General features: G+C 74.0%; 13 protein-coding genes. 10 read left to right on the top strand and 3 right to left on the bottom strand.

What is annotated here, in order from left to right; all coding sequences use genetic code 11:
* The coding region (locus ABD823_RS29550; protein ID WP_344865331.1) for a tetratricopeptide repeat protein at nt 1-1,172 on the top strand (1,172 nt) is incomplete at its 5' end.
* Nucleotides 1,173-1,274: 102 nt separating this feature from the next.
* On the opposite strand, the gene ABD823_RS29545 is transcribed toward ABD823_RS29550, so the two are convergent.
* Nucleotides 1,275-2,201, bottom strand: a complete 927-nt coding sequence (locus tag ABD823_RS29545) for an MBL fold metallo-hydrolase (protein WP_344865329.1) — start codon at nt 2,199-2,201, stop codon at nt 1,275-1,277.
* Between the two features lie 111 nt (nt 2,202-2,312).
* Here ABD823_RS29545 and ABD823_RS29540 point away from each other — a divergent pair, with 111 nt between their 5' ends.
* On the top strand, nt 2,313-2,864 hold the full coding sequence (locus ABD823_RS29540; RefSeq protein ID WP_344865327.1) for a single-stranded DNA-binding protein: 552 nt from the start codon (nt 2,313-2,315) through the stop codon (nt 2,862-2,864).
* Here the strand turns inward: ABD823_RS29540 and ABD823_RS29535 are convergent.
* Complete coding sequence (locus ABD823_RS29535; protein WP_425566681.1) at nt 2,851-4,140, bottom strand: DUF1015 family protein; 1,290 nt, start codon at nt 4,138-4,140, stop codon at nt 2,851-2,853. The genes ABD823_RS29540 and ABD823_RS29535 overlap by 14 nt on opposite strands.
* Nucleotides 4,141-4,248: 108 nt before the next feature.
* Between ABD823_RS29535 and ABD823_RS29530 the strand changes: the two genes are divergently transcribed.
* Both ABD823_RS29530 and ABD823_RS29525 read left to right on the top strand, forming a co-directional pair.
* On the top strand, nt 4,249-4,689 hold the full coding sequence (locus ABD823_RS29530; RefSeq protein WP_344865323.1) for a tetratricopeptide repeat protein: 441 nt from the start codon (nt 4,249-4,251) through the stop codon (nt 4,687-4,689).
* Nucleotides 4,690-4,735: 46 nt separating this feature from the next.
* A complete protein-coding gene (locus ABD823_RS29525) occupies nt 4,736-5,788 on the top strand; it encodes an HAD-IIA family hydrolase (protein ID WP_344865337.1) in 1,053 nt (350 codons plus the stop codon).
* Nucleotides 5,789-5,828: 40 nt separating this feature from the next.
* On the opposite strand, the gene ABD823_RS29520 is transcribed toward ABD823_RS29525, so the two are convergent.
* Nucleotides 5,829-6,176 (bottom strand): SCP2 sterol-binding domain-containing protein, encoded by a 348-nt coding sequence (locus ABD823_RS29520; protein ID WP_344865321.1) that lies wholly within the window; start codon nt 6,174-6,176, stop codon nt 5,829-5,831.
* A gap of 440 nt (nt 6,177-6,616) precedes the next feature.
* Between ABD823_RS29520 and ABD823_RS29515 the strand changes: the two genes are divergently transcribed.
* The 6 genes from ABD823_RS29515 (at nt 6,617) to ABD823_RS29490 (ending at nt 12,872) form a co-directional block, all read left to right on the top strand.
* The gene (locus ABD823_RS29515; protein ID WP_344865319.1) at nt 6,617-6,835 is read left to right on the top strand and encodes a hypothetical protein; all 219 of its coding nucleotides are present in this window, start codon (nt 6,617-6,619) and stop codon (nt 6,833-6,835) included.
* Nucleotides 6,832-7,650, top strand: a complete 819-nt coding sequence (locus ABD823_RS29510) for a TlyA family RNA methyltransferase (RefSeq protein ID WP_344865317.1) — start codon at nt 6,832-6,834, stop codon at nt 7,648-7,650. Before ABD823_RS29515 ends, ABD823_RS29510 begins: the two co-directional genes overlap by 4 nt.
* Nucleotides 7,651-7,813: 163 nt before the next feature.
* Complete coding sequence (locus ABD823_RS29505) at nt 7,814-8,719, top strand: NAD kinase (RefSeq protein ID WP_344865315.1); 906 nt, start codon at nt 7,814-7,816, stop codon at nt 8,717-8,719.
* 91 nt (nt 8,720-8,810) lie between these two features.
* The gene (recN, locus tag ABD823_RS29500) at nt 8,811-10,520 is read left to right on the top strand and encodes a DNA repair protein RecN (protein ID WP_344865313.1); all 1,710 of its coding nucleotides are present in this window, start codon (nt 8,811-8,813) and stop codon (nt 10,518-10,520) included.
* 115 nt (nt 10,521-10,635) lie between these two features.
* Nucleotides 10,636-11,847: a putative cytokinetic ring protein SteA gene (steA, locus tag ABD823_RS29495; protein ID WP_344865311.1), complete on the top strand. Its 1,212-nt coding sequence runs from the start codon at nt 10,636-10,638 to the stop codon at nt 11,845-11,847.
* Nucleotides 11,844-12,872 carry a copper transporter gene (locus ABD823_RS29490; protein WP_344865309.1) on the top strand — a complete coding sequence of 343 codons (1,029 nt, stop codon included), beginning with the start codon at nt 11,844-11,846 and terminating at the stop codon, nt 12,870-12,872. Before steA ends, ABD823_RS29490 begins: the two co-directional genes overlap by 4 nt.
* The last annotated feature ends 3 nt before the right edge of the window (nt 12,873-12,875 follow it).

Genomic DNA, 12,875 nt, shown 5'->3' with positions numbered 1-12,875 from the left:
GCGGTGGTGGTTTCCGGGATCGGGACGACCGCGGTGGTGAGCGTCGTCCGTACGGCGACCGTGAGGGCGGTTCCCGCACCCGTTACGGCCGCGACGAGCAGGGCGACCGTGGCGAGACTCCGGCGCGGCAGCGAGAGGAACTGCCCCCGCTCGCCCCGGACATCACCGCCGACGAGCTCGACAAGGAGATCCGGGAGGAGCTGCGCTCGCTCCCGCTCGACCTCGCCGATCTGATCTCCCGCCACCTGGTGGCGGCCGAGCGGGCCCTGGAGGAGGAGAACCCCGAGCAGGCCTACGAGCACACGAAGGTCGCCCGCCGTTTCGCCGCCCGGATCGGTGTGATCCGTGAGGCGGTCGGGATCGCGGCCTACCGGGCCGGGCACTTCGCCGAGGCGCTGAGCGACCTGCGAGCGGCTCGCCGGATGACGGGTTCCGAGGCGTTCCTCCCGGTCATGGCCGACTGCGAGCGCGGTCTCGGCCGTCCGGAGCGCGCCCTCGACCTGGCCCGGTCCAAGGAGGCCGAGCGCCTCGACCGGGCGGGGCGGATCGAGATGGCGATCGTGGAGTCCGGTGCCCGCCGGGACCTCGGCCAGAAGGACGCCGCGGTCATCACCCTCCAGCGGCTGTCCGAGCTGCGTGACGACCGTCCCTACCCGTGGTCGGCGCGGCTGGCCTACGCCTACGCGGACGCGCTGGCCGACGCGGGCCATGAGAGTGCCGCCACCGAGTGGTTCGGTCGTGCGATGGCCTTCGACGAGGACGGCGAGACCGACGCCGCCGAGCGCTACGCCGTGCTGACCGGTGCCGTCATCGAGGACCTGGAAGAGGACTTCGAGGACTCCGGAGAGGACGGGACCGGTGAGGCCGAGGTCGCCGGGGAGTCCGCCGCCGTCCAGGACGCCGAGCCGGAGGGTTTCGCCGTCCTGGACGAGGAGATCGAAGACGAGGTCGACCTCGACGAGGAGGACGAGCGCGTCATCGGCGAGATCGCGCAGCAGGAGCCCGCGGCGGTCGAGGAGAAGGCGGCCGAGGAGGGCGACGCCGCCGGGACCGCCGGGCAGGACGCCGTGAAGAGCGGGACCGGTGTCGGCCCGGCCTTCATCGAGCCCGACTTCGGCGACGTCCTGGACGATCGGGCCGGGGACGAGGAGAACGAGGACAAGGAGAAGTGACCCGTGCCCGGTCCCGGGAGGAGCGGACGCTTCTCCCGGGACCGGACTCCGCTCCGCCGTACCCGGGCGCCGTCGATCCGCGGCGGTCCGGCGCGGGACCGCTCAGGGCCGGACCCGATCCAGCCAGTGCATGATCCCCGCGACGTTGGACGGGGCTCCACTGAGCAACTCGAACTGCTCGGCGGTCGCGTCGTCGGCCTCCAGCGCCGCGTAGCGTTCCCGGGTGCGCTCCCTGACCATGGCCACGGCGTGGTCCAGGTCCATGCCCTCGGCGTGGGCCTGCCGGGTCAGGTCGACCCAGATGCGCAGTTCCTCCGCCGAGCGTTCCAAGGTCCCGGCCACGTCCGTGACCGGTCCGTAGTGGCTGAACAGCAACCGCTGCGGGCCCAGGGCCTCGAACAGCGCGATCGAATCCAGAGCGGTCCGCAGATCGAAGTCCGGCGGCGGGGTGGCGGGGCGGAGGTCCCCGGTCTGCGGGAGATAGACGCCCGCCGCGTCCCCGACGTAGAGGTCTCCGGTGTGCGAGTCGATCAGCCCCACGTGGTGCTTGGCGTGGCCGGGGGAGTAGTGGCTCCTCAGCGTGCGCCCGCCGCCGAGATCGACGGACCCGGTGTCGCCGAGCGCGCGGATGCGCGAGGCCTCGGTGGCGGACAGCTCGCCGAACAGGGTGTCCAGCTTGTCGCCCCAGACCATCCGCGCGCTGGCCATGAGCCGTGACGGGTCCGCGAGGTGCCGCGCGCCTTTCTCGTGCACCACGATCTCCGCCTCGGGGAAGAACTCCGCGATGTCCCCGACCCCGCCGGCGTGGTCGAGGTGGATGTGCGTGACGACGACCGTGGCGAGGTCGCGGGGGCCGACGCCCAGTGTGTTCAGCGCGTCCCTGACCACCGGGGCGGAGGTGGAGGTCCCCGTCTCCACCAGGCAGGGGCGGTCCCCCAGGATCAGATAGCCCGCCGTGATGCCGGGGTATCCCGCCATCCGCGTGTCGATCTCATAGACGTCTCCGCCAAGGTCGGTGATGTTGTCCACAGGCCACCTCAGAACTGGAACCGGCGTCCCCAGAACGGCGTTCGCGCCGTCCCGGCACAGCTCACATCGTAGAGAGTCGTCTCCGAACGGCGGAGACCGAAGGAGGGGCCGATGGATCGCAACGAGGTCGCCCTGGTGGGGCGCCTGCCCGAGCCCGTGCAGATCAAGTCGTCGCGGAGCGGCACCGGGTTCGCCGTCTGGCGATTGATCGTCCGGCGGCAGCAGCGGGGACGAGGCGCCCGGGTGGACACCATCCCGTGCGTCTCGTTCGAGCCCGGCGTCGTCGAGAGCGCGCTGGCCTGGCTCCCCGACGACATGATCGAGGTGGTGGGGTCCCTGCGCCGGCGCTGGTGGGGAGGGAAGGAGGCCAAGTCGTCCGGGTACGAGGTCGAGGTCCGCTCGGCGGAATCGCTCGGACAGCAGGCCGCTACCGTCCCCGCCGGGGGAGGAGGGGACGCCTGCGCGCCGACCGCCCGGGGGACGGTCCAGCCTCCGCTCCGGCGCTCCCGTCCGTCCACCGGGCCCGCCGCGCGGGACCCGGCGGGGGGAGACCCGGGGGAGGACGGCTCACCCGGACCGCGGGGGAGCGCTCCCCTCATCCCGGCGGGCCCTGCGGGGAGCGCTCCTCTCCGGCCGGCTCCCGGCCGGGTCAGCCGAGGGTGAGCAGGCGCAGCACCAGGCCGGTGCGGGGCTTGGGGCCGAAGGAGGTCGACTTGCGGGGCACCCGCTCGCCCTGCGCGGCGACGGCGAGCACGTCGTCGACCGAGAGCGGGTTCAGCAGTACGGCGGTGCCTCCGCATTCGCGGGCGAGCCGTACCGCGGCCTCGGGGTCGTGGTGCACGATGCGCACCGAGCGCTCGTCGTCGTGCGTCCCCCAGACCTTCGGCAGCAGGAACTCCGCGAGGATCGAGGTGTTCAGCGCCCGCCAGCGGACGGAGCGGTCCGCGGGCATGGCGTGCTCGAGCTGGCAGGGGTCGGGGTCGGTCAGCAGGTGCGCCGACCCCCCGTCGGCCAGGAGGAAGGCCGGTCCGGTGGCCTTCTCCAGCGCGGCGAGGCCGTCGGCCAGATCCGCGTGCTCCTGCACCTGCCAGGATCCGCGCGCCCGCGCCACGGCCTCGTCGAGGGGCAGGTCCGGGACGACCCGGTGGATGGCCTTCAGATCCGGGGGGTAGGCGTCGACGTCCACCAGGAGGGCCAGCCCGAAGTCCCACGGCCCGGGTTCGGCGGTGCCGCCGTCCGGCCCGGCCGCGCGGTGTTCCTCCTGCAGGGCCCGGTAGGTGGCGTAGCGGTGGTGGCCGTCGGCGATGAGGGCGCTGCGGGTGCGCAGGTCGGTGTCGACGACGGAGAGCTCGGCGGGGTCGGTGAGGGCCCACAGCCGGTGCCGGATCCCGTCCCGGGTCCCGGCCTCCACCAGCGGCGGGCGGGTGGCGGCGACCTCGTCGACGAGACGGGTGGCGGCACCGCCCCGGCCCTCGTAGAGCAGGAAGATGGGCTCCAGGTTGGCCTCGGTCGTGCGCATCAGCGCGAGGCGGTCGGCAACCGGGCCCGGCATGACGTCCTCGTGCGGCAGGATCACCCCCTGCTCCGGGGAGGCCAGGCCCACGTCGCCGATGAGCCCGCGCTGGAGCACTCCCGCTCCGGCCTGCTCGTAGACGTACACCGCGGGGACCTCGTCGGTGACCAGTACCCCCGAGGAGAGCCAGGAGCGCAGGATCTCGCGGGCCTCGGCGTACCGGTGGCGGTCGGCGCCGGGAAGGATGAGCCGGACGACGTTGTTGGGATGGGAGTCGAGCAGGTCTCGCACGTCGTTGTCTGCGATGAGGTCGTAGGGCGGCGAGGTCACCTCGGCCAGATCGTCGACCGCGAAGCGCACCCCGTGGAACGGGCGGAGCACCAGTCCGTCAGGTACCGGCAGTTCAAGATTGGCCATAGTGGGCATGCTGCCATAAGGCCTGAAACGTCCGGATGTCGCCCTGTGTGTGGTGGTGCCTGGTCCGTCAGGGAAATCGGTCAGATCTGCCGTCTGTCGATGAAGGAGGCCTTGGCAATGGTCGGAAGAGGCGATCCCTCTGATTTCTCTGACTTCGAGTTCGACCCCGGGACCGGCGCGCCGACGGGAACCGTCTACGACTGGTTCCAGCGGGGGATGAAGCTGCTGTCCGAGGGGAGTCCCGCCGCCGCCGCGGCGCTGCTGGAGCGCGCCGCCGACGCCGAGCCGGAGTCGCGGAGCATCCGCGAGGCGCTCGCCCGGGCCCAGTTCAACTCCCGGCGGTACGCCGACGCCGCCGACAGCTTCCGCTGGATCGTCGATGCCAACCCCACCGAGGACTACGCCTACTTCGGGCTGGGGCTGGCCCTGTGGCGGACCGGGGACATGGAGGCGGCGCAGGAACCGCTGGCCATCGCCGTCGCGATGCGCCCCGACCAGCGTCACTACGTGTCGGCGTTGAAGAGCGTCCGCGCCACGCTGCGGGCCCGGCGGATGTGACGGGGGACCCGCCGGGCGCGGCAGGGGAGGGACGCCGCCGGACGCGATCGGCCCTGGACGGCCCGGATGGTGGAATGGGCGGGTGGACTCACAGACGCTGATCGACGCCTACGACACCCTCCTGCTGGACCTGGACGGGGTCGTGTACCTCGGCCGCGGCGCCGTACCGGGGGCTCCGGAGGCGCTGCGGCGGGCGCAGGAGCGCGGCGTGCGGCTCGCCTACGTCACCAACAACGCCTCCCGCACCCCCGGGGCCATCGCCCGCCACCTGACCGAGCTGGGTGCTCCCGCCGCCTCTGAGGACGTGGTCACCTCGGCGCAGGCCGCCGCGAGACTGATCGCCGAGCGGGTCGGGCCGGGTGCCCCGGTCCTGGTGGTCGGGGGCATGGGGCTGCGCAGCGCGCTGCGCGCCCACGGCCTGCGGCCGGTCAGCACCGCGCTGGACGAGCCGGTGGCGGTGGTGCAGGGGATCGCGCCCGACCTCTCCTACGGCCTGCTCGCGGAGGGCGCCCTGGCCGTACGGCGGGGGGCCCTGTTCGTCGCCGCGAACGGTGACTCGACCATGCCCACCGGCCGTGGCGAGCTGCCCGGCAACGGCGCGATGACACGGGTGATCGCCACCGCGACGGGAGTGGAGCCGATCGTGGCCGGCAAACCGGAGCCCCCGCTGCACCGCGAGTCGATGCTGCGGACCGGCTCGACCCGGCCGCTCGTGGTCGGCGACCGCCTCGACACCGACATCGAGGGCGCCCGCAACGCCGGGGTCGACAGCCTGCTGGTCCTGACGGGCGTGGCGGGGCCGCTCGACCTGCTGACCGCCGCCCCCCGGCACCGGCCCACCTTCGTCGCCGCCGACCTGTCCGCGCTGCACCGGCCGTACCGGGGTCCGCGCCGGGACCCGGGGGCGTGGACCTGCGGGGGGTGGAGCGCCCGCTGGGACGGCGGGAGGCTCCGCCTGGACGGCGGGGGCGAGCCTCTCGACGGGCTGCGCGCCGCCTGCGCCGCGGCCTGGGAGGCCGCCGGAGAGGGGCGGGCGGACGAGGACGCCGTGAAGGAGGTGCTCGCCTCCCCGCTCCGGGACGCCGCGCCCTCCGCGTAGCGCCGGGACGCGCCCTCGGATGCCCGTCCCGGCGAGGCGGTCACAGGAGCTTGCGGAGGCGGAGGAGGTCGCCGAAACTGGCGTCGATCTTGACCCGGCCGCCGAAAACCGCCCGGCCCATGTCGAGCTCCCCGTTGACGAGCGCGACGAGGTCGTCGCTGGAGAGGGTCAGCTTCACCGCCGCGGGGGTGCCGTCGGCCGGCGGGCTGTCGTCGAACGGGCCGAGGCCGCCCTGGTGGATGCGGCCGTGGAAGGTGACCCCCAGGTCGCTGATGCGGCAGCTGATGGTCCGCTCGACCACGTGCTTCGCGCGGTCCTCCGGGGCGATCTCGTCGTACTGCTCGCCGAGCTTCCGCAGTGCCGCACGGCACTCGTCGATGGTCGCCATCGAGTGGCGCTCCTTTCTCTCCAGGACCGGCCCGGATCCCTTTCCCTACGGACGGTAGCGTTCCACATGGACGCGGCGCGCGATCCGCCCCGGCGGGCGTGCCGGAAAGGGCGCGGCGGCACCCCGGCCGTATGCTCGGGCCGCCGTGCGACACGTGACGGGGACCGTCCGTCCCGCCGGGATGACAACGAGCGGGGCATGCGCGATAGTTCGCGGGCGGCCGGATTCGGGGCGGCCCGCCTCCCCGCCCGGGGCGCCGGACCCGAACCGTCCGGCCCGGAGCCCCGGGGGCCGTGCCGCGCCCGGCCGGAATCCCGGTGGCGCGGTGAGCGAGGAGGTATGGTTATGTACATCGAACACATGAGCGATATCCGGGTCCCCGCGCTCCGGCGTGCCGGGCGGGGCGCCGCGACGGCGGAGAGCACCTCCGGAGGGGGAGCATGACGGAGCTGCCTGGGTTTCCGGAGCGGACCGGGGACGAGCTGGTGGACACCGCCCTGGGCGGGCTCTCCGTGCTCGGCGACGTGCCCGTCGCGGCGCACGTCGGCGTGTTCGAGGAGGTGCTCGCCGGGCTGGAGCGGGCGCTGGCCACGGCGGACGGCACGGCGGACGGCACGGCGGACGGCACGGCGGACGGCACCCCGGACGGGGTCCGGTGAGCCGCCGGGCGCGCCTCGACAGCGAGCTCGTCCGCCGCAAGCTGGCCCGGTCCCGGGAGCAGGCGGCCCAGCTCATCGAGGCGGGACGGGTCACCGTCGGAGGCCGGACCGCCTCCAAGCCCGCCACCCAGGTCGACACCGCCTCGGCCATCGTGGTGGCCGAGGCGGCGGAGGGGCCCGACTACGTCTCGCGGGGGGCGCACAAGCTCGTCGGAGCGCTGGAGGCGTTCGGCCCGAGGGGGCTGACCGTCGCGGGGCGGCGTTGCCTGGACGCCGGAGCCTCGACCGGGGGCTTCACCGACGTGCTGCTGCGCAACGGCGCCGCGCACGTGCTCGCCGTCGACGTCGGGTACGGCCAGCTCGCCTGGTCGCTCAGGACCGACGAGCGGGTCACGGTCATGGAGCGGGTCAACGTCCGGGATCTGACGCCCGACATGGTGGGCGAGGCCCCCACGCTGGTCGTCGGGGACCTGTCGTTCATCTCGCTGCGGCTGGTGCTGCCCGCCCTGGCCGCCTGCGCCGCCCCGGAGGCGGACTTCGCGATGCTGGTCAAGCCGCAGTTCGAGGTCGGCAGGGAGCGGGTCGGCTCCGGCGGTGTCGTCCGCGACCCGGCCCTGCGCGCGCAGGCCGTACGGGACGTCGCCGAGGCCGCGCGGGCGCTCGGCCTGGCCGTGCGGGGGGTCACCGCCAGTCCTCTGCCCGGCCCCTCGGGCAACGTCGAGTACGTGATCTGGCTGGGCAAGGGGGAGGGCGTCCCGCCGGTCGCGGACCTCGGCGCGGAGATCGACCGCGCGGTGGCGGAGGGTCCGCAGTAGTGGCGCGCCCTGCGCGGCGTCCCCCGCGCCGTCCCAGCCAGAGTCCTCCGCGCCGCCCCCGGCGGGACGCTCCGCCGCGCTTCCCGCGGTGCGGGCGCCCGCCGGTTCCGCGGCACCGTCCCGCACAGGCGGCTCCCCGACACCGTCCCGCAGAGAGTGGAACATGACCTCCAAGCGCACCATGCTCGTCACCGCCCACACCGGGCGGGAGGCGGCCGTCGACAGCGCCCGGCTGGTGATCGACCGGCTGGTGGAGGCGGGCGTGACCGTGCGCGTGCTCTGCGCGGAGGCGGAGGCGATCGCCCCGCCGGGGGTCGAGGTGGTGCCCGGCGGCATGTCCGCGATCCAGGACGCCGAGATGATGATCGTGCTCGGCGGCGACGGCAGCCTCCTGCGGGCCGCGGAGCTGGCCCGCCCGATGGGGGTCCCGCTGCTCGGGGTCAACCTCGGGCACGTTGGCTTCCTGGCCGAGGCCGAGGTGGAGAACCTCGAAGTCGCGGTGGACTGCGTCGTGCGGGGCCGCTACGACGTGGAGGAGCGGATGACGATCGAGGTCACCGCCCGCCTCAACGGCCAGGTGCTCGCCGACACGTGGGCGCTCAACGAGGCCACCGTGGAGAAGCGCGAGCGCATGCTGGAGGTGGTCGCGGAGATCGACGGACGGCCACTGTCCCGGTGGGGCTGCGACGGGGTCATCTGCGCCACGCCGACCGGGTCGACCGCCTACGCGTTCTCCGCGGGCGGACCGGTCGTCTGGCCCGAGGTGGAGGCGCTGCTGCTGGTGCCGATCAGCGCGCACGCGCTGTTCGCCCGGCCGCTGGTGGTCTCGCCCCGCTCCGCCCTCGCAGTGGAGATCCAGCCCCAGACGGCGGGTGCGGTGCTGTGGTGCGACGGCCGCCGCCGCTTCGACCTGCCCGCCGGGGCCCGGGTCGAGGTCCGCCGGGGCGCGGTGCCGGTCAGGCTCGCCCGGCTGCACGGCGTGGAGGACACCGGGGCGCCGTTCACCGACCGCCTGGTGGCCAAGTTCGACCTCCCCGTCCAGGGGTGGCGCGGGCGCGCGCGGTCGTAGCGCGCGTCCGGACGGCGGTGTGCCGAGCGCGTAGGATCGTGCCCGCGCACCGCACAGATGTTCGGTCTATTCGACGTGACGGGAGGGACCAGTGCGACCCAGGGTCGAGGAGGTCCGCATCCAGGGACTCGGCGTGATCGACGAGGCCGTCCTGGCGCTGTCGCCGGGGTTCACCGTGGTCACCGGTGAGACCGGTGCGGGCAAGACCATGGTGGTGACCGGTCTCGGGCTGCTGTTCGGCGGCCGGGCCGACCCCGCCCGCGTGCGTCCCGGTGCCGACAGGGCCACCGTCGAGGGCACCCTCGTGGTCGACCCGCAGGGCCGGGTGGCCCAGCAGGTCGAGGACCTCGGCGGCGCGGTCGAGGACGGCGAGCTGATCGTCTCGCGCACCGTCTCGGCCGAGGGCCGCAGCCGGGCCTGGCTGGGCGGGCGGAGCGTCCCGGTGGGCACGCTCACCTACCTCGCCGACGACCTCGTGGCCGTGCACGGGCAGATGGACCAGCAGCGGCTGCTCCAGCCGGGCCGCCAGCGCGCCGCTCTCGACCGCTACGCGGGCGACGAGCTGGTCAAGCCGCTGCGCGCCTACGAGCAGGCCTACCGGCGGCACAAGGAGGTCGCCGAGCAGCTGGCCGAGCTCACCACCAGGGCCAGGGAGCGGCAGCAGGAGGCCGACCTGCTCCGGTTCGGGCTCGACGAGATCGAGAAGACCGACCCCAAGGCGGGTGAGGACGCCCAGCTCCTGGAGGAGGAGGAGCGGCTCTCCCACGCCGACGCGCTCCGGACGGCGGCGGAGACGGCGCACATGGCCCTGCTCGGCGACCCCATGGCGACGGACCAGGGGGTGGACGCCGTCTCGCTGGTCGGGCAGGCCCGCTCCGCCGTCGAGGCGGTCCGCGACTTCGACCCGGCGCTGGCCGGGCTCGCCGACCGGCTCGCCGAGGCCGGTTACCTGCTGTCCGACATCGCCACGGAGCTGGCCGGATACGCCGAGTCGGTCGAGGCGGACCCGGCGCGGCTGGCGGCCGTGCAGGAGCGCCGGGCCCAGCTCACCCACCTCGTCCGCAAGTACGGCGAGGACACCGGGGCGGTGCTGGGCTGGGCCGAGCAGGCGGCGCGCCGCCTGGCCGAGCTGGAGGGCGACGACGACCGGATCGCCGACCTCACCCGCGAGCACGAGGAGCTCACCGGCCGCCTCACCGAGCTGGCCGCCGAGCTGACCCGGATCCGCAGGGCCGCCGCCGAGCGGTTCGGCCGGGCCGTCACCGAGGAGCTCACCGCGCTGGCCATGCCGCACGCGCGGGTCGCGGTCGAGATCACCCAGGCGGCGGACTTCGGCCCGCACGGCGTGGACGAGGTGGAGCTGCGGATGTCCCCGCACCCGGCCTCACCGCCGCTGCCGCTGAACAAGGGCGCCTCCGGTGGTGAGCTGAGCCGCGTCATGCTGGCCATCGAGGTGGTCTTCGCCGGCGCCGACCCGGTGCCGACGTTCGTGTTCGACGAGGTGGACGCGGGAGTGGGCGGCAAGGCCGCGGTCGAGATCGGCCGCCGGCTCGCCCGGCTCGCCCGCACCGCGCAGGTGATAGTGGTCACACACCTGCCGCAGGTCGCCGCCTTCGCCGACCAGCACCTGGTCGTCGAGAAGTCCGACGACGGCAGCGTGGTGCGCAGCGGCGTGGTGGCCCTCGACCGGGACGGCCGGATCCGCGAGTTGTCCCGCATGCTGGCGGGTCTGGAGGACTCCGAGCTCGGCCGGGCGCACGCCGAGGAGCTGCTGGCGGCCGCGGCCGAGGCCAAGAAGTGAGGTGTCCGCCCCGGCCCGCGGGGGCGGGCGCCGGGGCGGTCGCGGCCCACGCCGATGCTGACACGCGGCCCGGTACGTGGCTCCCCGGCTCTCTCCCTCTGGCAGGATGGGCACGATGAAGGTTCCGACTGACGGGCTGCAACGCAGGCTCACCGGATACCTCCGCCGCAGGAAGGTCTCGGACCTTCCCGGGGTGACGGCAGTGGCGAGGATCGACCGGCGGACCAAGAGGCTGACCAAGCGCCTCCAGGCCGGGGAGATCGCGATTATCGATCACGTCGACGTCGACCGGGTGAGCGCGGAGGCGCTTGTCGCGTGCGGCGCGGCGGGCGTGGTCAACGTCGCCGCGGGCATCAGCGGCCGCTACCCCAACCTGGGGCCGCAGATCATCATCGAGGCCGGCGTGCCGTTCGTCGACAACGCCAGCCCCGAGCTGTTCGAGCGGGTCAAGGACGGCGACCTGGTCCGCCTGCACGAGGGCGTCGTCTACCTCGACGACGAGATCGTGGGCAAGGGCGACGTCCAGACGGCCGAGTCCGTCGAGGCGGCGATGGCCGAGGCCCGGGCCGGGCTGACCGTCCAGATCGAGGCGTTCGCCGCCAACACCATGGAGTACGTCCGGCGGGAGCGGGACCTGCTCATCGACGGGGTCGGCGTGCCCGACCTCCGGACGGTCATGGAGGGGCGGCACGTCCTCATCGTGGTGCGCGGCTACCACTACAAGGAGGACATCGCCGCCCTGCGCCCCTACATCCGGGAGTACCGCCCCGTGATGATCGGGGTCGACGGCGGCGCCGACGCGCTGCTGGAGGCCGGATACGTGCCCGACGTCATCGTGGGCGACTTCGACTCGGTCTCCGCCAAGGCGCTGTCGTGCGGCGCCGAACTGGTCGTGCACGCCTACCGGGACGGCCGCGCGCCGGGGCTGGAGCGGGTCCGGCAGCTCGGCCGCGAGGCCGTGGTCTTCCCGGCGGTCGGCACCAGTGAGGACATCGCGATGCTGCTCGCCGACGACAAGGGCGCCGAGCTGCTCGTCGCGGTCGGCACGCACTGGACGCTGGAGGAGTTCCTCGACAAGGGGCGGTCCGGCATGGCCAGCACCTTCCTCACCCGCCTGCGGGTGGGCAGCAAGCTCATCGACGCGAAGGGCGTCAGCCGGCTCTACCGCAGCCGGATCTCCACTCCGTCCCTGCTCCTGCTCGTCGCGACCGCGCTGATCACCATGGGGGTGGCGATCTTCGTCTCCCCGGTGGGCAAGATCTGGATCGACAGTCTCCGCGACGTCTGGAGCAGCTTCACCTTCTGGCTGGTCGGACTCTTCTCGTGATCGATTTCCGCTATCACCTCGTATCCATCGTCGCGATCTTCCTCGCGCTCTCGGTCGGCATCGTGCTCGGCACCACCCTGCTGGAGGAGCCGGCCATCAAGACGGCCGAGACCCTCGCCGACCAGCTCAGCAAGGGCAACACCGAGCTCCGCGACCAGCTGGACGTGCTGCGCAAGCGCGAGGCCGGCAACGACGCCTTCGCCGCCGCCCGCACGCCCGAGCTCGTGCGGGGCACGCTGACCGGGCAGAGCGTCGTGATCGTGGAGGCGCCCGGCGCCGCCGCGGCCGTCAGCGACGCCGTGCAGCAGACGATCACCGCGGCGGGGGCGACGGTGACCGGCAAGGTCACTCTGACCGACAAGTACATGGACGCCGACCAGTCCGGCCTCGTCGACCGGCTCGCCGGCGCGGTCAAGCCCGCCGATCTGACGTTCCCCGCCGAGGACACGCCGTACGACAAGGCGGCGGCGGTGCTCGCCGACGCGATCGTGACCAGCGACCCCACCCAGACCGGGAAGGAGAACCCGGCGGCGGCGGGCATCCTCGACGCGTTCGAGCGCGCGGGTCTGCTCACCGTGACCGGCGGGGTGGCGCCCACCGCCCAGGAGGGCCAGACCGGCCAGGAGGGGCGGCTCGTCATGGCGGGTTCGGCCGTGCTGGTCGCGCCCGCGGAGGCGTACGCGGGGGAGGACGCGACCACCCAGGCGGAGGCGATCGTCTCGACGGCGCTCGGCCTGGACGAGGGCTCCCAGGGCAGCGTGCTGGCCGGGACCCAGGCCGTCACCGCCGTCGGCGGGGCCATCGCCGCGCTGCGCGAGAACGGCGCGGCCGCCGAACGGGTCTCCAGCGTGGACACCGCCGATATGCCCGCGGGCCGCGTCGTGGTGGTCTACTCTCTGCGGGAGCAGCTGTCCGGGGGCACCGGGCAGTACGGCATCGGCCCCGGCGCCTCGGCCTTCGAGCCCGCCCGGGCGCCCGCGGCGCCGTCGGCCTCCCCGCCCCCCACCGCAGATTCCGGAGGATGATCC

Source organism: Planomonospora alba (genome assembly GCF_039534085.1).
In the GTDB taxonomy this organism is placed as follows: Bacteria; Actinomycetota; Actinomycetes; order Streptosporangiales; family Streptosporangiaceae; genus Planomonospora_B; species Planomonospora_B alba.
Note: the sequence above shows the minus strand (reverse complement) of the source record. Positions and strands in the feature narration are given on the sequence as shown.